Genomic DNA, 23,621 nt, shown 5'->3' with positions numbered 1-23,621 from the left:
ACCCGCAGGCCCCGGCCGTCCGCACAACGACCGGGACCCGCGGGTCCATTGCGGGCACCGACTCCGCGAGACGACCCCGCGGGCGCCCGCCCCGAGGGCCTACTCCACCGTCACGCTCTTCGCCAGGTTGCGCGGCTTGTCCACGTCGCGGCCGAGGGCGACGGCGGCGTGGTAGGCCAGCAGCTGGAGCGGGATGTTGAGCAGCAGCGGGTCCAGCTCGGGCTCGCTCTTGGGCACCAGGATGCAGTGGTCCGCGAGCTTCTCCTCCGGCCGCCGGTGGGCGACGGCGATGACCCGCCCGGAGCGGGCCTTGATCTCGCCCAGCGTGGTCAGGTTCTTGTCCAGCAGCTCGTCGTCCGGAACCAGTGCCACCGTGGGCAGTTCGGGGCTGATCAGCGCCAGCGGGCCGTGCTTGAGCTCGCTCGCCGGGTAGGCCTCGGCGTGCACGTAGGAGATCTCCTTGAGCTTCTGCGCGCCCTCGCGGGCGACCGGGTACCCGCGCACCCGGCCGATGAACATCATGCCCGTGGAGTCGGCGTACTCGGCGGCGAGCGCGGCGATGGCCTCGCTCTGCTCCAGCACCTCGCGGATCTGGTCCGGCAGCGCCTGGAGCGCCGAGACGATCCGGCGCCCGTCGGCGGGCGACAGGTCGTGGATGCGCCCGAAGTGCAGGGCGAGCAGCGCGAAGGCGACCACGGTGGAGGTGAACGCCTTGGTGGAGGCGACGGAGACCTCCGGACCGGCGTGCAGGTAGATGCCGCCATCACACTCTCGGGCGATAGCGCTGCCCACCGTGTTGACGACGCCGAGCACCCGGCCGCCCTTGCGCTTGACCTCCTGGACGGCGGCCAGCGTGTCGTAGGTCTCGCCGGACTGGCTGACCGCGACGTACAGGGTGTCCGCCTCGATCACCGGGTTGCGGTAGCGGAACTCCGAGGCGGGCTCGCTGTGGGCGGGGATGCGGGCCAGCTCCTCGATCAGCTGCGCGCCCATCTCGCCCGCGTAGTAGGCCGATCCGCAGCCGAGGATCTTCACCCGGCGGATCTCGCGCAGCTCCCGGGCGTCCAGGTTGAGGCCGCCGAGGTGCGCGGTGGCGAAGCGCTCGTCCAGCCGGCCGCTCAGGGTGCGCTCGACCGAGCCGGGCTGCTCGTGGATCTCCTTGAGCAGGAAGTGCTCGAAGCCGGCGGTGTCGTAGGAGTCGACCTCCCAGTCCACGGTGGACGGCTGACGGTGGGTGGTGCGGGCGTCCTCGGTGAAGGTCCGGAAGCCGTCGGCCCGGACGGTGGCCAGCTCGCCGTCCTCCAGGTGGACGACCTGGCGGGTGTACCGGACCAGCGCGGAGACGTCCGAGGCGGCGAACATCTCCTTCTCGCCGATCCCCAGCACGATCGGGCTGCCGTTGCGGGCCACGACGATCCGGTCCGGCTGCTCGGCGTCGAGCACCGCGATGCCGTAGGTGCCGACCACCCGGCCGAGCGCGGCGCGCACGGCGTCCTCCAGCTCGACGCCCTCGGCGACGTTCGCGGCGATCAGGTGCGCGAGCACCTCGGTGTCGGTCTCGGAGCGGAACACCGCGCCGTCGGCCGCGAGCTTGGCGCGCAGCTCGTCGGCGTTCTCGATGATGCCGTTGTGGACGACGGCGATCCGCTCGGCGTTGTCCAGGTGCGGGTGCGCGTTGGCGTCGCTGGGCACGCCGTGGGTGGCCCAGCGGGTGTGGCCGATGCCGGTGGTGCCCTTGAACCGGGCCGGCACGGCGGCGGCCAGGTCCGCGACCCGGCCCTTCACCTTGCGCAGCTTGATCCCGCCGCTGCGTCCGGTGACGGCGACGCCGGCCGAGTCGTAGCCGCGGTACTCCAGCCGCGCCAGCCCCTCCAGCAGGAAGGGGGTCGCGTCCTTGGGGCCGATGTAGGCCACGATTCCGCACATGCGTGGTCTCCTCTTCGAAGTCTTCGGAAGGTCGGGGGCGGCGGCTCAGCCGTAGACGATCCGCCGCAGCTGGCGGGCCGAGAGCTCCGGCGCCGAGACCCGGCGCTGCGGCAGCTCCTCGGCGAGCCGGGCGAAGATCCGCTCGTTGGTCAGACCGCGTGCCTGGAGCTCGGTGTGGCGGCGGCGCACGTACTCCTCGGTGCTCTCGGAGAAGTACGCCAGCACCTCCGCCACGACCCGCGCCGCCTCCCGGGGCCCGAGCGGACTGGTCCGGGTGAGGTGGACGAGGAGGTCTTCGTGAGGGTGGGGTGAGCTCGGCACGAGTGAGGAGCCTAGGTCGGGCGGCCCGCCGAAGCCAAAGTTCCTGCCCGAAATCGGGCAGACATTACGACTTTCAGTCCACGTCCACGATTCCTTCACATTCGACCGTCGAACGACCACCCGTTCGCCCCCGTTCCCGAAAGCCCCTTGAAGCGGCGCCAACTCCGCACGTAGCGTGACCCCCTGAACACGAAGCGGAAGACCGGAGGCTTGCGGATGTGCGGGATCACCGGATGGGTCGCGTTCGAGCGCGACCTCACCGCCGAGCGGGGTGTCCTCGACGCCATGACGGCCACCCAGCTCCGGCGCGGCCCGGACGCCGGCGGCGTGCACCTGGAACGGCACGCCGCGCTCGGCCACCGGCGGCTCGCGGTGATCGACATCGCGGGCGGCGTCCAGCCGATGACGGTGGAGCACGACGGCCGGACGCTGGCCGTGCTCACCTACAGCGGCGAGGTCTACAACCACCGCGAACTGCGCGCGGAACTGGAGGCGGCCGGGCACCGCTTCCGCACCCGCAGCGACACCGAGGTCGTGCTGCGCGCCTACCTGGAGTGGGGCGAGCACCTGGCCGAGCGGCTCAACGGCATGTTCGCCTTCGCGGTCTGGGACCTCCGGCAGGAGGAGCTGCTGCTGGTCCGCGACCGGATGGGCGTCAAACCGCTGTACTACCACCGCACCCCGGACGGCGTGGTCTTCGGCTCCGAGGTCAAGGCCCTGCTCGCCCACCCCGCCGTCCGCCCGGTGGTGGACCTGGACGGGCTGCGCGAACTGCTCGGCTACACCCGCACCCCCGGCCTCACCCCGTACCGGGACATCCACGAGGTCCGGCCCGGGCACGTCGTACGGGTGCGCCGCGAGGGCCTGTCGGTCCGCCGCTACTGGGCGCTGGAGGCCCGCGAGCACCGCGACGGCCTGGAGGCCACCGTCGCCACCGTCCGCGCCCTGCTGGACGACATCGTGCACCGCCAGCTGGAGGCGGACGTCCCGCTCTGCTCGCTGCTCTCCGGCGGCCTGGACTCCAGCGCCGTCACCGCCCTCGCCGCCCGGACGCTGGGCGCCGCCGGGGCCGGCCCGGTCCGCTCCTTCTCCGTCGGCTTCGCCGGGCAGAGCGAGACCTTCCACGCCAGCGACGTCCGGCAGACCCAGGACGGCCCGTTCGCCCGGCTGCTCGCCGACCACGTCGGCGCCGACCACAGCGTCGTCGAACTGGACGCGGCCGACCTGACCGACCCGTCCCGGCGCTCCGTCGTGCTGCGCGCCCGCGACCTGCCGAACGGCGTCGGCGACATGGACACCTCGCTGCTGCTGCTCTTCCGCGGCGTGCGCCGGCACTCCACCGTCGCGCTGTCCGGCGAGTCCGCTGACGAGCTGTTCGGCGGCTACCGCTGGTTCCACGACCCGCGGACCGTCGCCGTCGAGGACTTCCCGTGGGCCCTCGGCCTGACCGACATCGCCGGCGGCGGAGCCACCCCGCGCGAACACCTCCTGGACGCCGAACTGCTCCGCAAGCTCGACCTGGACGGCTACCGCAGGGCGCGCTACCGCGAGGCGATCGCCGAGGTCCCGCACCTGCCGGCGGCCGATCCGCTGGAACGGCGGATGCGCGAGATCTCGTACCTCAACCTGACCCGCTTCGTCTGCATCCTGCTGGACCGCAAGGACCGGATGAGCATGGCCAACGGCCTGGAGGTCCGGGTGCCGTTCTGCGACCACCGACTGGTGCAGTACGTCTTCAACGCCCCGTGGGCGATGAAGTCCTTCGACGGACGGGAGAAGAGCCTGCTGCGCGCGGCCGTCCGGGACGTGCTGCCGGCCGCCGTCGCCGAGCGGCCGAAGAGCCCGTACCCGGTCACCACCGACCCGCACTACCCGGCGAAGCTGCGCGCCGAACTCGCCCGGCTCGCCGCCGAGGGCACCTCCCCGGCCCTGGACCTGCTCGACCGGCGGCGCCTGGCCGACGCGCTCGCCCCGGACACCGACCCGCAGTCCGTCCGGCTCGCCGTCGACCTCGCCCTGGACTTCGACGCCTGGCTGACGGACTACCGGGTGACGCTGGAGCTGTGACCACCGGCCTGGTGAGCTCAGGGCGGCCGCCGCCACTCGGACGGCGCAGTCGGCGGCTCCCGCGCCCCCATACTCCGTCCGGGTGATTGTGCGGAACCATCCCGCCGGTCCCGGCGGTCCTACGGTGCGGTAGCGTCGCCGACACCTCCCGAACGGCGGACGAATTCGCGGACCACCCGCTCACGTGCCGTCAGTATGGGAGCGAAACGTTCACCTCGATCCGCCGGGGGATCCCGTCATGCAGCCGCGAGTCTTCGCGATTCTCACCGCCCTGCTCCTGGGCGTCCTGGGCCTGGGGTCGGTGGCCGTCACCGACTGGTCGCCCGCGGCGGCCACCGCGAGCCGGCCCGCCGCCGCCCCCGGGGCCTCCGCCACCGGCGCCCAGCCGGCCGCGGCCGGCCCCGCGAGCGCCACCCCGACCGGCGACCCGGCGGTGTGGACCCGCTCCACCCTGCGCAACAAGCTGATGGCCGAGATGGACGCCACCGACCCCGGCGTCGCCCTGGCCGACCTCGACAAGATCAGCAAGGAGAAGCCGTACACCGTGCGCTTCTGCCACCCGATCGCGCACGAGCTCGGCCACGCGGCGGTCAAGCGCTTCAACGCCGACTTCCAGAAGGTCATCTCCTTCCCGCACGAGACCTGCGCGGCCGGCTACCTGCACGGCGCGGTCGAGGAGATGCTCAACGCCTCCCCCCAGCCCGAGACGGACCTGCTCAAGCTCTGCGCGCCCAAGAACTCCGGGCCCTGCATCCACGGCGTCGGCCACGGCACCATGTTCGTGGTCAAGCAGGACGTCGCCAAGGCGCGCGACCTGTGCAACAAGTTCCCCTCCGACCAGAACAGGATCCGCTGCTCCGAGGGCCTGTTCATGCAACTCTTCGGCCCGGACGAGGAGGACGAGCAGGCCAAGGCCAACCTGCCCGCCGACAAGCTCGCCCAGGACCCGCTCTACCCGTGCAAGGACCAGCCGGCGCTGTTCCAGTCCGCCTGCTTCTTCTACGCCCCGACCTTCTTCCTCTCCTCGCACGACTACCCGAACCACCCCGAGGTCTACGCCGAGGCCCTCAAGTGGTGCCTCAACGGCAAGGCCAGCGGCGGGGCGGTGGACTGCAGCCGCGGCGTCGGCTCGCGCACCATGAAGTACAACCTGGACCGCGAGGACTGGGCGGCCGAGCAGTGCGCCACCGCCGCCGACGGCTGGCAGCGCAAGGCCTGCGCCGAGGGCCTGGTCAGCTACTACACGGTCAACTACACCGACGGGGGCGCGGCCGGCCGGCTCTGCGCCAAGATCACCAACAAGGAGATGCAGGGCTACTGCCGCTCGGCGAGCGGCCTGTCCAGCTCGCTGGACTGACCCCGCCGGGGACCACCCGCTCCCCAGTGCCCGGACCGACGTTCCGGTCTCACCATGAGGGCCCGCGCCGCACGGCGCGGGCCCGTTTGCGTAGGATCGCCCGATCATCGCCTGATCAGGGTGCGCCAAGGACGCCGCGCCTCGCCCCGCCCGTCCCCCGGCCTCCCTGGAGCACGCCATGACCACCGAGGACTTCCCCGGCACCGACGTCCCCCGCACCGGCTCCCCCGGCACCGACCTTCCCGGCGCCGACGTCCCCGGCGCCCAGGTCCCCGGCACCGACTTCCGCCGGGCCGCCCACGCCACCGCCGACCTGGTCTCCGACTACCTCGCCGAGCTGCCCGGGCGCCCGGTCTGGCAGCCCATGGACGAGACCGCCCGCCGGGCCCTGCTCGACGCCCCGCTGCCCGCCGAGGGCCGCCCGCTCGACGAGCTGATCGCCGCCATCGGCCGGGACGTCCTGCCCCACCCGATGGGCAACGGCAACCCCCGCTTCTTCGGCTGGGTCAACTCCGCCCCTGCCCCCGCCGGGGTGCTCGCCACCCTCGCCGCCTCCGCGATGAACCCCAGCTCGGCCGGCGGCGACCACGCCGACGTGCACCTGGAGCGCGCCGTGGTCCGCTGGATCGCCGAGCTGGTCGGCTTCCCGCACCCGGCCGGCGGCGGCCTGCTCACCTCCGGCACCTCGATGGCGACCATCGTCTGCCTCGCCGCCGCCCGCAACCGCGCCGCCCGGCGGGCCGGCCGGGACGTCCGCGAGGAGGGCCTGGCCGGCCTGCCGCCGCTGGTCGGCTACGTCACCGGCGAGACCCACTCCTGCGTCCGCAAGGCCGCCGAGCTCCTCGGCCTCGGCAGCAGGCACCTGCGCACCGTGGCCACCGGTCCCGACGGCCGGCTGGACCTCGCCGACCTGCGCTCGGCCGTCGAGCGCGACCGCGCGGCCGGCCTGCTGCCCTTCCTGGTGGTCGCCTCGGCCGGCACCGTCGGCGCCGGCGCGGTGGACGCGTTCGGCCCGATCGCCGACCTCTGCCAGGAGCAGGGCCTCTGGCTGCACGTGGACGGCGCGTACGGCGCCTTCGGCCGGCTCGACCCGGCCATCGCCCACCGCTACGCCGGCCTGGAGCGCGCCGACTCGCTGGCCCTCGACCCGCACAAGTGGCTCGGCGTCCCGGTCGACTGCGGCTGCGCGCTGGTCCGCGACACCGAGGAGCTGCGCGGCACCTTCAGCCTCGTCCCGTCCTACCTGCGCGACGAGGCGGCCGGCTCGCTCGGCTGGTTCTCCGAGTACGGCACCGAGCAGACCCGCCCGTTCCGGGCCCTCAAGGTCTGGGCCACCATCGCCCACAAGGGCCGCACCGGCCTCGCCCGGGACGTCGCCCGGTGCACCGCGCTGGCCCGCCGGCTCGGTGAACTCGTCGAGGCGGACGAGGAGCTGGAGCTGCTCGCCGAGGTGCAGACCTCGATCGTGGCGTTCCGCCACCGCGCCCCGGGCCTGGACGCGGCCGCCCGCGACGCCCTCAACCGCGACCTCCCCGTCGCCGTCCAGCGGCGCGGCCGGGTCTTCGTCACCGGCGCCCGGCTCGGCGGGCACGAGATGCTCCGCGCCTGCCTCCTCAACGCCACGACGACGGAGGAGGACCTCCGCCTGCTGCTCGCCGAGGTGAGGTCCGCGGCCCGCGACCTGCTCGCCTGACCGGCCCGGCCTCCTCCCGCAACGCCCCCCGTAACGGGCCGGCGCGGACCGTAACCGCCAGGTCACGGCCGGTTCGTGGCCGGGAAACACCGATCGGGCAGGGTGGTGGCCATGGAACCCTCGAAGCCCGCCGTGCGCCGCGCCCACCACTGGCGCCGCGACACGGTCGAACTCGCCGCCGTCTTCCTCTCCGTCACCGCCGCCGACCTCGTCGCCAAGCTCGTCGTGGACGGCCCGGACGGCCCGTTCGTCCTGGTCGCCTCCGCCCTCGCCCTGCTCGCCACCGCCCTGTTCCACGTCTGGTGGTCACCCCACGCGCCGCCACCGACGACCGTGTGGCGGGTCCGCACCACGGCGCTCGCCCACACCCCCGCGGCCCTCGCCGACCACCGGATCACCCTGCTCTCCCTCCACCCCGAGGAGCTCTTCCTCCGCACCCCCCACTCCGTCACCCCGGCGGACCTCGCCGCCCTCCTCACCACCACCGGCCACACCGTCCAGGACGCCCCCACCCGGGTCGCCTGACCGGCGGCGGCGAGCTGCGCGACGGTCGGTGCGGCGGACCGGGCGCCGGATGCCACGTCAGCGCACGGACGCCCCCTCTCCGGGGAAGTCCGTGCGCTGACGGGTCGTGCGCGGCTCAGCCCTCGTCGGCCGGCTTCACGACGCACACCGCGTTGCCCAGCATCGAGCCGAAGCCGCCGAGCAGGGCGCTGGTGACGGCCTTGCAGGCGGCGGCCTCCTCCGGGGTCCTGGGGCCGTTGCCGTCGGAGGACGAGGTGACGGTGGAGGAGGGGACGGCGGCGGCGGGCTGGGCGAGCGCGACCGGGGCGACGAGGAGCAACACGCAACAGGCGACGGCCCGTACGGACTTCTGGAACACAGGAACCCCTTCGGATCGGGACGGGATCGGCGGAAAGCCGAGCCATCCCTATCCGAAGGGGCGCCCCCGCTCACGGATCATGGGCCATCCGTGAGCGTGTCCTGATCATCCGATCAGCGGCCCGGGAGATCGCCGGGCACCGTCCGCTCCACCTCCCTGATCGCGGCGGCCAGCTCGGCCACCCCGTGCTCCCGCAGCACCCCGTAGTGGTCGGCGGCCAGGTCGACCACGGTGGGCGGGGCGGCCGAGTAGCCGGTGCTGCCCTCGATGAAGGAGTAGTCGTCGCCCGCGGCCTTGAAGACGGTCACCGGCGCGTCCAGCCGCCGCTCGGCGAGCTCGCGGAAGCTGTACTCGAACTCGTAGGTCTCCCCGACGATCCCGGTGATCCGCCGGATCAGCTCCTCGTCCAGCTCCGGCAGCATCCGGTGCACGGCCGCGACGAAGGCCGGCTCGTCGGCCGTGCCGGCCAGGCAGCGCTCCAGCTCCGGACCGCTGATCCGGCCGGTGAACACCCCGAACAGGATGGTCAGGTACGCCGGGTTGGCGTACGAGGCCTCGCGGCCCCACTGCCGGCCGCCGTGCTGGCGCACCTTCGGGTTGCCGGGGCAGATCAGCAGCAGTCGCTCGACCCGCTGCCCGGCCTGCTCCAGCTGCCAGGCCGCCTCGAAGGCGACCCGGGCGCCGAAGGAGAAGCCCCACAGCGTGTACGGGCCCTCCGGCTGCACCCGGCGCAGCTCGGCGACGTCGGCGGCGGCCGTCTCCCGGATGGTGGGGTACGGCGTCTCGCCCGGGTTGATGCCGTGCGCCTGGATCCCGTAGAACGCCCGGCCCGCACCGGCCTCCCGGCCGAGCAGCCGCAGGTTCATGGGGTAGCCGCCCAGCCCGGGCCAGCAGAACACCGGCCGGCCGGCCTTCCCCGGGTGCAGCGGGATCAGCCGGGAACCGGTCGCCTCGGGCCCGGCCGCGCCGCGGGCCCGCTCGATGCGCGCGGCCAGGTCGCCCAGCCGAGGACACTCGAACAGCACCTGGAGCGGCAGCGTGACGCCGAACTCGCGGTTGATCCGGTTGACCAGGGCGACGGCGATCAGCGAGTTCCCGCCGACGGCGAAGAACTCGTCCGTCACCGACACGTCCTCGTACTTCAGCGCCCTGCCCCAGGCCTCGGCCAGCCACCGCTCGTGGTCGGTGGCCGGGGCGACGTACTCGCCGCGGACGTCGGCCGTGCGGACGGCCTCGGAGGCGGCCAGCGCCCTGAGGTCCACCTTGCCGTTCGCGGTGAGCGGCAGGGCGTCCATCACCAGCACCCGGTTGGGCAGCATGTAGTCGGGCAGCAGGTTGGCCAGTTCGTCCTTGATGATCTCGGCCGGGCCCTTCATGTGGACGGTGTCCTCGTGCATGCCCTCACTGCGAATCTGCTCCTCGCTCACCTTTCCGCCGAGGAAGAAGTACGACGGCCCGGGGGTGATGCCGCGGCCGGCCAGGATCTCGTCGATGCGGCGCGAGGCGGGCAGCGGGTGGCCGGACCTGGAGCTGTATCCGGAGGACATGAAGCCCAGGCGCAGGCCGTTGCGCTGGAGGCGGTGCAGCACCGAGCCGAGCGCGATGTACTCCAGCCACTCCTCCTCGGCGCGGCTGACGGCGGTGATGCCGAACGCGGCCCGGGCGTACACGGCCTGGTTGATCGCGATCACGTGCCGGGACTCCACCACCGCGTCCGAGACGTGCGTCAACTCGCCGTCGGCGTACCGGTAGAGACCGCCCGGCAGGCCGTCCACCCGGCCCTCGTGGGCCTGGACGTACAGCTCGGTGGCGCCCTCGGCCCGCACCGCGCCGTCGGCCCGGACGACCGCGAAGCCGCCCAGGTAGTGGTCCTCCTCGGCGACGTCCAGCCGGTCCCGGACCGCCGGGTCGAGGCCGAGCGGGCGCACGTCCAGCCCGTACTCGGGCAGCACCTCCTCCAGGACGCCCAGCATGTGGCCGGTCTCGAACTCCAGCACCTCCCTGATGTTGTTCCGGTAGACCGGCTCGATGGCGCCGTGCTTCCCGGAGAAGTGCAGCGTCAGGTACGCCTCGGCCCGGGGCTCGGCGGGGCCGATCCGGACCAGGACGTGCTCGACCGGGTGGTAGTAGTACAGCCCGGCCGCGAGCCCGTCCAGGCCGCCGGTCTCCAGGTACAGCTGGGTCGCGTACAGCGCGCCGGGCGAGGCGTAGGCGTACTTCGGCAGCAGCCGCTCCTCGCTGTGGAACTGGCCGAACCACCGCAGGACGCGGCCGAGTTCGGGCAGGCTCAGCAGTGCCAGGTCGCGGCCGAAGGCGCCGGCCGGGCGCGGGGCGAGCAGGGCGGTGAGGTCGTCCCGGGTGACCGCGCCGCCGTCGTAGAAGCGGTAGGTCTTGCGGGCGAAGGTCTCGCGGCGCTGCGCCTCGGTCTCCTTCCGGCCGGGCAGTGCGACCCGCTCGCGGCCCGCCAGCCGGCCCGGCTCGCGCAGGCCCGGGTCCGACAGCTGGGCCCTGACCTGGAGCTTGCTGGCCTTGGACTGGTGGTGGCCGCCGTGGCTGCCCTGGTCCATCAGGGCCGCCTCGCGCGGATTGAGCTCCACGCAGGCGACCAGGTTCGGGTGGCCGGTGCGGTCGTTCCCGGTGACGACCGCGGCCGAGCGGCGCACCCAGGTGTGCTCCTCGATCGCGCGGGCGATCTCGTCCAGCTCGACCCGGTAGCCGCGCAGCTTGACCTGGTTGTCCACCCGGCCGGCGAACTGCAGGGTGCCGTCCGGGTTCCACCGCACGAGGTCGCCCGTGCGGTACAGCCGCTCGTCGGCGGCGAACGGGGAGCGGACGAACCGCTCCGCGGTCAGCTCCGGGCGGTTCAGGTAGCCGCGGGCCACCTGGACGCCGCCGATGTACAGCTCGCCGACGCCGTCGGCGGCCACCGGCACCAGCTCCTCGTCGAGCACGTAGCAGCGGGTGTCGGCCACCGGACGGCCGATCGGCACCGAGCCGGCGCCGTCGGCCGGATCGGCCGGGTCGACCAGGTGCGAGGTGGCGTTGATGGTGCACTCGGTCGGGCCGTACAGGTTGACCAGGGCGGCCTGGGGCAGGGCCTGCCCCAGCTCGCGGGCGAGCCGCCGGGAGAGCGCCTCGCCGCCGGAGAACAGCCGGGTCAGGCCGGTGCAGCCGGTGAAGCCCTCGGTGTCCAGCAGCGCCCGGAGCAGGGTGGGCACGCACTGCAGCGCGGTCACCCGGTGCCGCCGGACGGCGGCGACCAGCGCCTCCGGGTCCCGGTGGAGGCCGGGCGTGCCGGCCACCACCCGGGCGCCGACGGCCGGGGCGAGGATCTCCCACTGCGCCGCGTCGAAGCTCATCGGGGTCTTCTGCAGCACGGTGACCTCGGGGCCGAGGTACCCGGCGGAGTGCATCCAGCGCAGCTGGGAGACCACCGAGCGGTGCTCGATCATCACGCCCTTGGGCCGGCCGGTGCTGCCCGAGGTGTAGATCACGTAGGCCAGCGACTCCGGTTCGACGGCCTCCTCCTGCGCCGTGTCCGGCAGCGGAGCCGTGTCCGGCACCGGCGCAGCGTTTCGCACCGGCGGGGCGTCCGGCACCGGCGGCGCGTCCTCGAAGGTGACCACCGCCGTCCCGGCCGGGACCAGCGCGGCCAGCCGCTCGCGCAGGTGCGCCTGGGTCAGCACGATCCGGGTGCCGCTGTCCTCGATCATGTAGCGGAGCCGCTCCTCGGGGTACTCGGGCGCCAGCGGCAGGTAGCCGGCGCCGGAGTACAGCACGCCCCAGGCCCCGGCGACCAGCTCGACGGACGGCTCGACGTACAGGCCGACGCGGCCGTCCGGGCCGGCGCCCAGGTGGCGCAGCCGCTCGGCCAGCCGACGGGCGGTCGCGGACAGCTCCCGGAAGGTGAGGCCGCCGCCCTCGCCGAGGACGGCCGGCGAGCCGGGCCGGGTGCGCGCCTGCCGGTCGAGCAGCCCGGTGAGCGCGGTGCCGACCGGAGCGCGGCGGGCGTGCGGGACGGCGGGGGTGGCGGTTTCGGTACCGCTCTCGGTGCGGGTGGAGGTGCCGGCGGAGATGCCGGTGCGGGTGGAGGTGTCGGTGGTGCGGACGGACGGGGTGTCGCGCATGGAAACGGCCTTCGGTGCGTGGACGTACGGGGCCCGGCCTCCCGCTCACCAGGAGCGCCGGGGCGCCGGGAACGTCATCCACCGTCGGCCGCCCGCCGTCCCGGCCGCATGAGGCACCGGTCGGGACCTGCGCCGACGCCGTCCCGGCCGGTCCCGCCGCCGCCCGGCCCGGGGTCCCACCGCCCGGTCGGGCCGCGGGGGCATTCGGACGTTCACGATCACGTAACCGAGCGGAAGCGCACCGTCGGTAGCGTCGGCGGCATGACGGCATCACGCACTCGCCCCGAACGGCTCTGGCACCGGCCCTTCCGCAGGTCCGACCGCAGGTGCGCGGCGCCCGAGGGCCAGGCCACCCGGCTGCCCGCGCTCACCGGCGGCCCGTACCGGACCGTCCGGCCGCAGCCGCAGCCGCACCCACCCGCGGCCCGTCCCGCCGGCCGGGCGCCGGAGGCCCCGTCCCGGCTGTCCGGGCCGGACGGGACGGAGCTGCTGCTGCGCCCGGCCGGGCCGGCCGACCGGGCGGCGGCGCTGGCGATGCACGACCGCTGCTCGCCCGCCGCGCTGCGCCAGCGCTACCACGGGCCGGTCCGCGACGCCGGCCGCTACCTGGACCACCTGCTGGACCCCCGGCACGGCCGCAGCTACGCGGTGACCGCCCCGGACGGGCGGGTCGTCGCGCTCGGGCACCTGATGTGGGACGACGACGAGGCCGAGCTGGCCGTCCTGGTCGAGGACGCCTGGCAGCGGCGCGGGCTCGGCCTGGCGCTGCTGCGGCGGCTGTCGGCGGCGGCCCGGGCGGCCGGCGTCCGGACGGTGTACGCGGTGACCCAGGGCGGCAACACCGGCCTGATCGCCGCGATGCGACGGCTGGGCACGCCACTGGACTTCCAGTCCGAGGACGGCACCCTGGTGATCACCGCCACGCCGGCCGCCGGGGATCCGGCCGGTCGCGTCCACCGTCCGGGCCGCTGATCATTTCTTCACCAGATCCTTACCCGGGCGCCCCGGGAACCCGGCGGTGCCCGCGGAGCGTCGTCAAGCCGTAAGGGGTCGCTCCGTACACCGCCCTCCTTGACGGGCCCTCAGCAGTACCCGCGAGCGCGTCGCAGCAGGCGGCGTGGGGTCCGGTTCGTCCGGTCGGGCGACGGAGTCGGTAGGCTGACCCCCGTCCCCGCCGCCCGACGGCCCGTTATCCGGCCACGGGTGGTGCCGCAGCAAGGAGGAACCACTGAGCATGGCAGGCACCGAATCGGAGCCCACAGGCGCACGCGACGCCTCGCTGCCGGCACGCGCCAAGATCGCGGTCACCGCCGGCCGGGTCGCCGCCGCCGTGTCGCGCAAGGCCGGGCGCGGAAGCGGCTCGGTGATCGGCGGCAAGGTCGCCCTCAAGCTCGACCCCGACCTGCTCGCCACCCTCGCCGACCACCTCGACGTCGTCCTGGTCAGCGCGACCAACGGCAAGACCACGACCACCCGCCTGATCGCCGAGGCGCTGCGCGCCGCCGGACCGGTGGTCTCCAACGCCCTGGGCGCCAACATGCCCGCCGGCATCACCTCCGCCCTGGCCGGCGGCACGGACGCCCGCTTCGGCGTGATCGAGGTCGACGAGAAGTACCTGGCGATGGTCGCCCGCGACACCCGTCCCAAGGCGATCGCCCTGCTCAACCTCTCCCGCGACCAGCTCGACCGCGCCGCCGAGACCCGGATGATGGCCGAGAAGTGGCGCGAGGGCCTCCAGAACACCGAGGCCGTGGTCATCGCCAACGCCGACGACCCGCTGGTGACCTGGGCCGCCTCCTCCTGCAAGAAGGTGGTCTGGGTGGCCGCCGGCCAGGCCTGGAAGGAGGACGCCTGGTCCTGCCCCGCCTGCGGCGGCGTGATGCAGCGCCCCGGCGAGGACTGGTTCTGCCAGGACTGCGGCTTCCGCCGGCCCAACCCGCACTGGGCGCTCCAGGGCACCCACGTGATCGACCCGCAGCGCGGCGCCTGGCCGATCCAGCTCCAGCTGCCCGGCCGGGCCAACCTGGCCAACGCCACCAGCTCGGCCGCCGTCGCCGCCGTGTTCGGCGTCGCCCCGCAGGTCGCCCTGGAGCGGATGCGCTCGGTGGCCGCCGTGGCCGGCCGCTACGACGTGGTCCAGTACCAGGGCCGGGACATCCGCCTGCTGCTCGCCAAGAACCCGGCCGGCTGGCTGGAGACCTTCTCGCTGATCGACGGCCCGCCCGCCCCGGTGATCCTCTCCGTCAACGCCCTCGACGCCGACGGCACCGACACCTCCTGGCTGTGGGACGTCGACTACGAGCGCCTCGCCGGGCACCCGGTCTTCGTGATGGGCCAGCGCAAGCTGGACCTGGCCGTCCGCCTGGAGGTCGCCGGGCTCCAGTTCCACGTGGTGGACACCCTGGAGCAGGCCGTCCGGATGGCCCCGCCCGGCCGGATCGAGGCCATCGCCAACTACACCGCCTTCCAGCAGCTGCGGAAGGTCGTGGCCGGCTGATGCCGCGCCCGCACACCAGTCTTTACGTGACGGAAGGCCTTCGAGGATGAGTGAGAGCAGCCTGCGCGTGGTCTGGGTCTACCCGGACCTGCTCAGCACCTACGGCGACCGGGGCAACGCCCTGGTCGTGGAGCGCCGGGCCCGCCAGCGCCACCTCAACGTGACCCGGATCGACGTCCGCTCCGACCAGGCGATCCCCACCAGTGGCGACATCTACCTGATCGGCGGCGGCGAGGACCGCCCGCAGCGCCTGGCCGCCGAGCGGCTGCGCGCCGACAGCGGCCTGGTGCGGGCCGCCGAGAACGGCGCGATCATCTTCGGCGTCTGCGCCGGCTTCCAGATCATGGGCCACGAGTTCATCAACGACCTCGGCGAGCGCGAGCCGGGCCTGGGCCTGCTCGACGTCTGGACCACCCGCGGCGAGGGCGCCCGCTGCGTCGGCGACGTGCTCGCCGACGTCGACCCCCGGCTCGGCCTGCCGCAGCTGACGGGCTTCGAGAACCACCAGGGCGTCACCCACCTCGGCCAGGGCGTGCAGCCCTTCGCCACCGTCAGCGTCGGCCGGGGCAACGGCACCGGTGACGGCACCGAGGGCGCCTGGCGGGACACCGTGTTCGGCACCTACCTGCACGGCCCGGTGCTGGCCCGCAACCCCGCCGTGGCCGACATGCTGCTGAAGCTGGCGCTGGACGTCAGCGCCCTGCCGCCGGCCGACACCACCTGGTACGACGCGCTGCGCGCCGAGCGCATCGCGGCCGCGACGCGCCCCCAGTAGTACATCCGTACGCCCCGGCCGGGTGCCCGCCATGCGGTCACCCGGTCCGCGGGCGGCCCCGGACGTACCACAATGGGGCTGCCTACTGCACACCCTCCTCGGCAGCAGGCTGCAATTCCGCGCGGGGGCGCCGACGGCGCCGCTCCCGCGTCGGCTCCTGCCCGGCCGGACCAGGGGCCGTATGCTCGACTTCGCGGCCGTTTTCGGGCGTTTCGTCCGGATCGGCCGGTCCTTCACCCCACGGCCACCTCCCCGCCACCACGGCGCGGGAGCGCCCCGTCACGGTGACGGCTCGTCGTCCCAGCCTGTAGTCCGGCCGTTCCTCGGTTCTGCTCGGGAGTTGCAAAGCTAATGCGTATCGGAGTGCTGACCAGCGGCGGTGACTGCCCCGGCCTGAACGCGGTGATCCGTTCCGTGGTCCACCGGGGGGTGGTCGACCACGGCGACGAGATCATCGGGTTCGAGGACGGGTGGCGCGGATTCCTGGAGGGCCACCACCGCCCCCTGACCCTGGACTCGGTGAGCGGCATCCTGGCCCAGGGCGGCACCATCCTCGGTTCCTCCCGGGTCCAGCCGAGCCACCTGCGGGACGGCGTCGAGCGGGCCAGGAAGTACTGCTCCGACCTCGGTCTGGACGCGGTCATCCCGATCGGCGGCGAGGGCACCCTGAAGGCCGCCAAGCTGATGAGCGACGCGGGCCTGCCGATCGTCGGCGTGCCGAAGACCATCGACAACGACATCGCCGCCACGGACGTGACCTTCGGCTTCGACACCGCCGTCTCGGTGGCCACCGAGGCGCTGGACCGGCTGAAGACCACCGCCGAGTCCCACCAGCGGGTCATGGTCGTCGAGGTCATGGGCCGGCACACCGGCTGGATCGCGCTGAACGCGGGCATGGCGGCCGGCGCGCACGCCATCGTCGTGCCGGAGCGCCCGTTCCACATCGACAAGCTCACCGACGTGGTCCGCGAGCGCTTCGACCGCCAGAAGAAGTTCGCCATCGTGGTCTGCGCCGAGGGCGCCAAGCCCGAGCCCGGCACCATGCACTGGGAGGAGGGCACCAAGGACATCTACGGCCACGAGCGGTTCACCGGCATCGCCACCCAGCTCTCCCGCGAGCTGGAGCACCGCCTCGGCAAGGAGGCCCGCCCGGTGATCCTCGGCCACACCCAGCGCGGCGGCACCCCGACCGCCTACGACCGGGTGCTCGCCACCCGCTTCGGCTGGCACGCCGTCGAGGCCGTCCACAAGGGCGCCTTCGGGCACATCACCGCGCTGCAGGGCACCAACATCAACCTGGTGCCGCTGGCCGAGGCGGTCGCCGAGCTGAAGACAGTGCCGCAGGACCGCTACCTGGAGGCCGAGACGGTCATCTGACCGCCCACCGCCCTTCCACCGGCCCCCGGCCCCCGCACCGCGCGGTGGCCGGGGGCCTCGTGCTCCCCGCACCCGGCGGGCGGCGCCCGACCCGGGCCGCTAGCGTGACCGCAGGAGCCGACTGGAGGGACCGGGCATGGAGATCCTCGCGTACGGGGTGCAGGCCGACGAACGGCCGCTGCTGGAGCAGGCGTTCGCGGGCCGCCACGCACTGCGCTGCCTGGACGTGTTCCTCAACCGCGACACCGCCCCGCTCGCCGCCGGCTACCCGGCCGTCAGCAGCAGCGTGAACGCCGTCCTCGACGCCGAGACCCTCGCCGTCCTGGCCGCGGGCGGCACCGAGCTGGTCGCCCAGCGCTCCACCGGCTTCAACAACATCGACCTCGACGCCGCCGCCGAACTCGGCCTCACCGTCGCCCGGGTCTCCCAGTACAGCCCGTACTCGGTCGCCGAACACGCCTGGACGCTCGCGCTGGCGGTCAACCGCCGGCTCACCCGCGCCGCCAACCGCACCCGCGAGTTCGACTTCCGCCTCGACGGCCTCCTCGGCCGCGACATCCACGGCATGACCGTCGGCGTCATCGGAACCGGCAAGATCGGCGAGTGCTTCGCCCGCATCGCCGCCGGCTTCGGCACCACCCTCCTCGGCTGGGACATCGCCCGGAACCCGGCCTGCCTCGACCTCGGCATGGCCTACACCGAGCTGCCCGAACTCCTCGGCCGCGCCGACCTGGTGAGCCTCCACGTCCCCCTCCTCCCGGCCACCCACCACCTCATCGACGCCGCCGCCCTCGCCCGCATGAAGGACGACGCCATCCTCATCAACTCCAGCCGCGGCGGCCTCGTCGACAGCGCCGCCCTGGTCGAGACCCTGCGCGCCGGACGCCTCTCCGGCGTCGGCCTCGACGTCTACGAGGAGGAGACCGGCGTCTTCTTCACCGACCGCTCCATCCACGGCATCACCGACGACGTCCTCGCCCGCCTCGTCACCTTCCCCCAGGTCCTGGTCACCAGCCACCAGGCCTACTTCACCGGCACCGCCGTCGGCCAGATCATCGACGCCACCGCCCGCAACATCGACGACTTCGCCGCCGGCCGCACCAACGAGAACACCCTCGTCCCGAGGAGCTGAGCGGGCCCCGGACGCCGGCGCGCCGCCCACGCCCGTGCCCGGCACGGCGACCGGCGGGCCGCTCGGCCGGTCAGGACACCCCCGCCGGCCGGGCCGTCCCCCCGCCGAGCACCTCGCGGTACCAGGCGGCGGCCTGCGGGAGGCGGGCCAGCGGGCCGGGGCCGGGCGGGCAGGAGGCGAGGCGCCAGATCCGCTCGCTGCGGTACCAGTGGTCGCGGGCGATCAGGCCGAACTGGCGCTCCGAGACCCGGCCGGGCGCGGCGGCCAGCAGCCGGCGGCACTCCTCCCAGGGCACGGCCGGGCCGTCCGGGGCGGGCAGCAGGCCGAGGGCGGCCAGGGCGGCGAGGAGGTCGCCGCCGCGGACCGGCTCGGGGTGCGAGGCGTGGTGGACGCCCGGCGGGGCGGCGTGCCCGTCCAGGGCGAGCACGGTGATCAGCCGGGCCAGGTCGGCGCGGTCCACCATCGAGAGCCGGCTGCTGCCGCCCTCCCAGCGGACCGGCACCCGGCGGACCAGCTCGGCCAGGGCGGGCACCACCCAGCGGTCGCCGGTCCCGGTCACCAGCCCGGGGCGCAGCACGTGCCCGCCGGCCGCCAGCGCGTGGCGCTCGCCGAGCAGCCGGGTGCGGCTGGCCTCGGAGACCGGCGCGGGCGGCACCTCGTCCACGTCGACGCCCGCGTGCGGGCCCTCGCCGTAGACCGCCGCCGTGGAGAGGTGGACGATCCGCCGCACCCCGGCGCGGGTGGCGGCCGCCATCAGGGCGGCGGTGCCCCGGTCGTTCACCGCCTCGCACTCCTCGGTGCCGCCGTCGACCCGGGAGGCGAGGTGCACCAGCGCCCCGGCGCCCGTGCAGAGCTCCGTGAGCGCCGCCGGGTCGGCGAGGTCGCCCGGCACCCAGGCGGTGCCGGGCGCGGCCTCCTGCGGCGGTCTGCGGGCCAGCGCCCGCACCCGGACGCCGCGCGCCGCGAGGGCCGCCAGCACGGCGGATCCGATGAAACCGGTGGCCCCGGTCAGCGCGACCGTGGGGTGCGCCGCGGGTCCGTCCTCCGTCGCCATCTCCGAACCTTCCTGCCGACCGGCCGGTCAGTCTAGCCAGCGGGCGGCCCGGCGGGGACACCCGTACGGAGGGGGCGGCGGGTGGCCCGAGGTAAGGCCCACCTAGGCTGTAGGTCAAGCAAAACGGGCGAACCGGACCCTCACCAGGGACCACGAGGACGGAAAGCAGGACCCGCCGATGGGCGACGGAATGTCAGGAATGCACCACCACGGCGGGATGACCCGACTAGGCCCGTTCAGCTTGTCGAACGCCTGGACCTGGTCCCCCGACTGGGTGTTCCTGCTCGGCGGCCTGGTCGTCCTGGGACTGTACGCGGCGGGCGTGGTGCGGCTGTACCGGCGCGGCGACCGCTGGCCGGTCGGCCGGATGGTCGGCTGGGCGGCGGGTGTCGCCAGCATGCTGCTGGTCACCTGCACCGGCCTGAACGACTACGGCATGGTGCTGTTCAGCGCGCACATGATCCAGCACATGGTGCTCTCCATGCTGACGCCGATCCTGCTGCTGCTGGGCGCCCCGATCACGCTGGCGCTGCGCGCGCTGCGCCCGACCGGCAAGGGTCGTCCGCGCGGGCCGCGCGAGCTGCTGGTGGCGCTGCTGCACAGCCGGTACGTCCGGATCATCTCGCACCCGGCGTTCACCATCCCGATGTTCATCGCGAGCCTGTACGGGGTCTACTTCACCCCGCTGTTCGACTTCCTGATGCAGTACCGCCTCGGGCACATCTTCATGATGGTGCACTTCCTGTTCACCGGGCTGGCCTTCTTCTGGCCGATCATGGGCGTGGACCCGGGCCCGCACCGCCCCGGCCACGTGATGCGGATCATCGAGCTGTTCATGGGGATGCCGTTCCACGCCTTCTTCGGCGTGGCGGTGATGATGGCCGGGCACCCGCTGGTCACCACCTTCACCGTGGAGGGCGCACCACCGGGGACGAACCTGCTGGAGGACCAGAAACTGGCCGGCGGGATCACCTGGGCGTTCGGCGAGATCCCGACCGCGATCGTGCTGATCGCGCTGGTCTACCAGTGGATGGGGTCCGAGCAGCGGCAGGCCCGCCGCCGCGACCGTTCCGAGGAGCGCACCGGCGACGCCGAGCTGGAGGCGTACAACGCCTACCTGGCCTCGCTGCACAAGCGCGACCGGCGCGCAGGCGGTGCGACTCCCGCCGCCCCCGCCGCTCCGGTCGCCCCGGTCACCGGCGCCGCCCCGGCGGCCGAGGCCGGCTGAGCCCGCCCACACCCGCCGCGGAACCCCCGTTCCCGGGAACCCCCGTTCCACCCGCGGAACGGGGGTTCCGCCGTTCCCCGGCCCGCCCCGGAAACGACGGTGGCGCCGGAGGCCGGAACGGTCGTTCCGCCGTACGCGTTCGAACGGACATGCACGTCCTGCTGATCGTCGCCGTCCTGCTCTGCGGGTCCGTCCTGCTCTGGCTGCTCGGCTTCCTCGGCCTGGCGCTGCACCACCGCCGTCGGCCCGCGTCGGCCGGCTCCGACTACCTGGTGGTGCTGGGCGCCGCGCTGGAGGGCTGCGAGCCCGCGCGCCCGCTGGCGGCCCGGCTGGACGCCGCGCTGGAACGCTTCGCCGCCGAGGAGAAGGCCGGGTACGCCCCGCTGGTCCTGGTGACCGGTGGGAAGGGCCCGCACGAGGAGTGCACCGAGGCCGCCGCGATGGCCCGCTACCTGGTCGCCCGCGGCGTCCCGGCCGAGCGGATCCGGCGCGAGGAGCGGGCCGTGAACACCGCCGAGAACCTGCGCTTCAGCGCCGCCCTGATGGCCGCCGAGCGCCCCGGCTACCGCTGCACGGTGGTCACCAACGGCTTCCACACCGTCCGCTCCGCCCTGGCCGCCCGCCGGGCCGGCGTCCCCGCCGCCGTGCTCGGCGCGGACGGCCCGCTGGCGCACGGCCCGTACCTGCTGCTGCGCGAGGCCGTCGGCACCGCCCTCGCCCTGCTCGGCCGCGCCTGACCCGGAAGTCCGGGGCCGGGCGGCGGCCGGACGGCCCGCGCGGAGCCGTGGGCCGGCGCCAGAGCAGCCGAAAAGCCCCGCCCCCGCCGCTGCCAGAGCAGCCGGAAGGCCCCGGGTCCGCATCGGACCCGGGGCCTTCGTCAGCTTCGACCCGGCCTGGTTCAGCCCAGGTTGGCGAGCGCCTCGTTGAAGGTCTTGGACGGGCGCATCACCGCGGCGGCCTTGGCCGCGTCCGGCTGGTAGTAGCCGCCGAGGTCGACCGGCGCGCCCTGGACGGCGATCAGCTCCTCGACGATGGCCGACTCCTGCTCGGTCAGCGTCGCGGCCAGGCCGGCGAAGGCCTGGGCCAGCTCGGCGTCGGCGGTCTGCTCGGCCAGCTCCTGGGCCCAGTACATGGCCAGGTAGAAGTGGCTGCCGCGGTTGTCGATGCCACCGAGGCGGCGGCTCGGCGACTTGTCCTCGTTGAGGAAGGTGCCGGTGGCGCGGTCCAGGGTGTCGGCCAGCACCTGGGCGCGGGCGTTGCCGGTGGTGCTGGCCAGGTGCTCGAAGCTGGCGGCCAGCGCGAAGAACTCGCCCAGGCTGTCCCAGCGCAGGTAGTTCTCCTTGACCAGCTGCTGGACGTGCTTCGGGGCGGAGCCGCCGGCGCCGGTCTCGAACAGGCCGCCGCCCGCCATCAGCGGGACGACCGACAGCATCTTGGCGCTGGTGCCCAGCTCCAGGATCGGGAAGAGGTCGGTCAGGTAGTCGCGCAGCACGTTGCCGGTCACCGAGATGGTGTCCTCGCCGCGGCGGATGCGCTCCAGCGAGAACTTGGTGGCCTCGACCGGCGACTTGATCTCGATCTGCAGGCCCTCGGTGTCGTGCTCCGGCAGGTACTGCTTGACCTTGCCGATCAGCACCGCGTCGTGGGCGCGGTCCTCGTCCAGCCAGAACACCGCCGGGACGCCGGTGGCGCGGGCGCGGGTGACGGCCAGCTTGACCCAGTCCTGGATCGGCAGGTCCTTGGTCTGGCAGGCGCGGAAGATGTCGCCCGGCTGGACGGCCTGCTCCAGCACCACGTTGCCCTCGGTGTCGACCAGGCGGACGGTGCCCGCGGCGGCGATCTCGAAGGTCTTGTCGTGCGAGCCGTACTCCTCGGCCTTCTGGGCCATCAGGCCGACGTTCGGCACCGAGCCGATGGTCGCCGGGTCCAGGGCGCCGTGGGCGCGGCAGTCGTCGATGACGGCCTGGTACACGCCGGAGTAGCTGCTGTCCGGCAGCACGGCGAGGGTGTCGGCCTCCTTGCCGTCCGGGCCCCACATGTGGCCGGAGGTGCGGATCATGGCCGGCATCGAGGCGTCGACGATGACGTCGCTCGGCACGTGCAGGTTGGTGATGCCCTTGTCGGAGTCGACCATGGCCAGGGCCGGGCCCTCGGCCAGCTCGGCCTCGAAGGAGGCCTTGATCTCGGCACCCAGGTGCGGCACGTTGTCGAGGCCGGCCAGGATGCCGCCGAGGCCGTTGTTCGGGTTCAGACCGGCGGCGACCAGCACCTCGCCGTACTTGGCGAAGGTCTTCGGGAAGAAGGCGCGGACCACGTGGCCGAAGATGATCGGGTCGGAGACCTTCATCATGGTGGCCTTGAGGTGCACCGAGAACAGCACGCCCTCGGCCTTGGCCCGGGCGACCTGCGCGGCCAGGAACTCGTTCAGGGCGGCGGCGCGCAGCACCGAGGCGTCGACGACCTCGCCCGCCAGCACCGGCACCTTCTCGCGCAGCACGGTGGTGGTGCCGTCCTCGCCGAGCAGCTCGATGCGCAGGGCGCCGTCGGCGGCGATTACGGTGGACTTCTCGGTGGACCGGAAGTCGTTCTCGCCCATGGTGGCGACGTTGGTCTTCGAGTCGGCCGACCAGGCGCCCATGCGGTGCGGGTGGGTCTTGGCGTAGTTCTTGACCGACTGCGGGGCCCGGCGGTCCGAGTTGCCCTCGCGCAGGACCGGGTTGACGGCGCTGCCCTTGACCTTGTCGTAACGGGCGCGGACGTCCTTGTCCTCGTCGGTCTGCGGGTCGTCCGGGTAGTCCGGCAGGGCGTAGCCCTGGGCCTGCAGCTCCGCGATGGCGGCCTTGAGCTGCGGCACCGAGGCCGAGATGTTCGGCAGCTTGATGATGTTGGCGGCCGGGGTCTTGGCCAGCTCACCCAGCTCGGCCAGGGCGTCGCCGATCCGCTGCGCCTCGGTCAGACGCTCCGGGAAGCTCGCGATGATCCGCCCGGCCAGGGAGATGTCGCGGGTCTCCACCCGCACACCCGCCGTCGAGGCGTAGGCCTGGACCACCGGCAGGAACGAGTAGGTCGCCAGGGCCGGAGCCTCGTCGGTGTGCGTATAGATGATGGTCGAGTCAGTCATCGGTACTCCGCTTCACGTCTCCAACGTCTTGACGTCAAGATATCTCGTCACGGGCCTCCGGCT

At 73.8% G+C, this 23,621-nt stretch carries 17 protein-coding genes; 11 read left to right on the top strand and 6 right to left on the bottom strand.

From position 1 onward, the window contains the following. Nucleotides 1-99 precede the first annotated feature (99 nt). Both glmS and ACFY0X_RS29855 read right to left on the bottom strand, forming a co-directional pair. The gene (glmS, locus tag ACFY0X_RS29860) at nt 100-1,926 is read right to left on the bottom strand and encodes a glutamine--fructose-6-phosphate transaminase (isomerizing) (RefSeq protein ID WP_387759190.1); all 1,827 of its coding nucleotides are present in this window, start codon (nt 1,924-1,926) and stop codon (nt 100-102) included. Between the two features lie 45 nt (nt 1,927-1,971). Next, nucleotides 1,972-2,247, bottom strand: coding sequence for a hypothetical protein (locus ACFY0X_RS29855; protein WP_387759188.1), 276 nt, complete (start codon nt 2,245-2,247; stop codon nt 1,972-1,974). Nucleotides 2,248-2,463: 216 nt separating this feature from the next. Here ACFY0X_RS29855 and asnB point away from each other — a divergent pair, with 216 nt between their 5' ends. The 4 genes from asnB (at nt 2,464) to ACFY0X_RS29835 (ending at nt 7,889) form a co-directional block, all read left to right on the top strand. After that, entirely contained in the window at nt 2,464-4,314 is a 1,851-nt protein-coding gene (gene asnB / locus ACFY0X_RS29850) for an asparagine synthase (glutamine-hydrolyzing) (protein WP_387759187.1), read from the top strand. Between the two features lie 238 nt (nt 4,315-4,552). Then, complete coding sequence (locus ACFY0X_RS29845; protein ID WP_387759186.1) at nt 4,553-5,671, top strand: hypothetical protein; 1,119 nt, start codon at nt 4,553-4,555, stop codon at nt 5,669-5,671. A gap of 178 nt (nt 5,672-5,849) precedes the next feature. Further along, entirely contained in the window at nt 5,850-7,364 is a 1,515-nt protein-coding gene (locus tag ACFY0X_RS29840) for a pyridoxal phosphate-dependent decarboxylase family protein (RefSeq protein WP_387759184.1), read from the top strand. Between the two features lie 111 nt (nt 7,365-7,475). Continuing rightward, nucleotides 7,476-7,889, top strand: coding sequence for a hypothetical protein (locus ACFY0X_RS29835; RefSeq protein WP_387759183.1), 414 nt, complete (start codon nt 7,476-7,478; stop codon nt 7,887-7,889). A gap of 115 nt (nt 7,890-8,004) precedes the next feature. On the opposite strand, the gene ACFY0X_RS29830 is transcribed toward ACFY0X_RS29835, so the two are convergent. Further along, complete coding sequence (locus ACFY0X_RS29830; protein WP_387759182.1) at nt 8,005-8,247, bottom strand: hypothetical protein; 243 nt, start codon at nt 8,245-8,247, stop codon at nt 8,005-8,007. A 113-nt stretch (nt 8,248-8,360) separates the two neighbouring features. Then, the gene (locus ACFY0X_RS29825; protein ID WP_387759181.1) at nt 8,361-12,374 is read right to left on the bottom strand and encodes an amino acid adenylation domain-containing protein; all 4,014 of its coding nucleotides are present in this window, start codon (nt 12,372-12,374) and stop codon (nt 8,361-8,363) included. A gap of 261 nt (nt 12,375-12,635) precedes the next feature. On the opposite strand from ACFY0X_RS29825, the gene ACFY0X_RS29820 reads away from it, so the two are divergent. The 5 genes from ACFY0X_RS29820 to ACFY0X_RS29800 all read left to right on the top strand — a co-directional run bounded on the left by ACFY0X_RS29820 (nt 12,636) and on the right by ACFY0X_RS29800 (nt 18,155). Then, nucleotides 12,636-13,346 carry a GNAT family N-acetyltransferase gene (locus ACFY0X_RS29820; protein WP_387759180.1) on the top strand — a complete coding sequence of 237 codons (711 nt, stop codon included), beginning with the start codon at nt 12,636-12,638 and terminating at the stop codon, nt 13,344-13,346. A gap of 262 nt (nt 13,347-13,608) precedes the next feature. Beyond that, nucleotides 13,609-14,871 (top strand): MurT ligase domain-containing protein, encoded by a 1,263-nt coding sequence (locus ACFY0X_RS29815; RefSeq protein WP_387759178.1) that lies wholly within the window; start codon nt 13,609-13,611, stop codon nt 14,869-14,871. Nucleotides 14,872-14,917: 46 nt separating this feature from the next. Continuing rightward, a complete protein-coding gene (locus ACFY0X_RS29810; RefSeq protein WP_387759176.1) occupies nt 14,918-15,646 on the top strand; it encodes a type 1 glutamine amidotransferase in 729 nt (242 codons plus the stop codon). 351 nt (nt 15,647-15,997) lie between these two features. Then, the gene (locus tag ACFY0X_RS29805) at nt 15,998-17,023 is read left to right on the top strand and encodes a 6-phosphofructokinase (protein ID WP_387759175.1); all 1,026 of its coding nucleotides are present in this window, start codon (nt 15,998-16,000) and stop codon (nt 17,021-17,023) included. Nucleotides 17,024-17,159: 136 nt separating this feature from the next. Then, entirely contained in the window at nt 17,160-18,155 is a 996-nt protein-coding gene (locus tag ACFY0X_RS29800) for a 2-hydroxyacid dehydrogenase (protein WP_387759174.1), read from the top strand. 70 nt (nt 18,156-18,225) lie between these two features. On the opposite strand, the gene ACFY0X_RS29795 is transcribed toward ACFY0X_RS29800, so the two are convergent. Then, nucleotides 18,226-19,209, bottom strand: a complete 984-nt coding sequence (locus tag ACFY0X_RS29795) for an NAD-dependent epimerase/dehydratase family protein (protein ID WP_387759172.1) — start codon at nt 19,207-19,209, stop codon at nt 18,226-18,228. 199 nt (nt 19,210-19,408) lie between these two features. Between ACFY0X_RS29795 and ACFY0X_RS29790 the strand changes: the two genes are divergently transcribed. After that, a complete protein-coding gene (locus tag ACFY0X_RS29790) occupies nt 19,409-20,437 on the top strand; it encodes a cytochrome c oxidase assembly protein (RefSeq protein ID WP_387759170.1) in 1,029 nt (342 codons plus the stop codon). A gap of 149 nt (nt 20,438-20,586) precedes the next feature. After that, the gene (locus ACFY0X_RS29785; RefSeq protein WP_387759169.1) at nt 20,587-21,174 is read left to right on the top strand and encodes a YdcF family protein; all 588 of its coding nucleotides are present in this window, start codon (nt 20,587-20,589) and stop codon (nt 21,172-21,174) included. A 161-nt stretch (nt 21,175-21,335) separates the two neighbouring features. Here ACFY0X_RS29785 and ACFY0X_RS29780 read toward each other — a convergent pair whose 3' ends face one another. Next, nucleotides 21,336-23,558 (bottom strand): NADP-dependent isocitrate dehydrogenase, encoded by a 2,223-nt coding sequence (locus ACFY0X_RS29780; RefSeq protein WP_387759167.1) that lies wholly within the window; start codon nt 23,556-23,558, stop codon nt 21,336-21,338. Nucleotides 23,559-23,621 lie beyond the last annotated feature (63 nt).

The organism is Kitasatospora sp. NPDC001547, from assembly GCF_042894165.1.
Taxonomy (GTDB): domain Bacteria; phylum Actinomycetota; class Actinomycetes; order Streptomycetales; family Streptomycetaceae; genus Kitasatospora.
The sequence above is the reverse complement of the archived record's forward strand: the minus strand, read 5'-3'. Positions and strand labels throughout refer to the sequence as shown.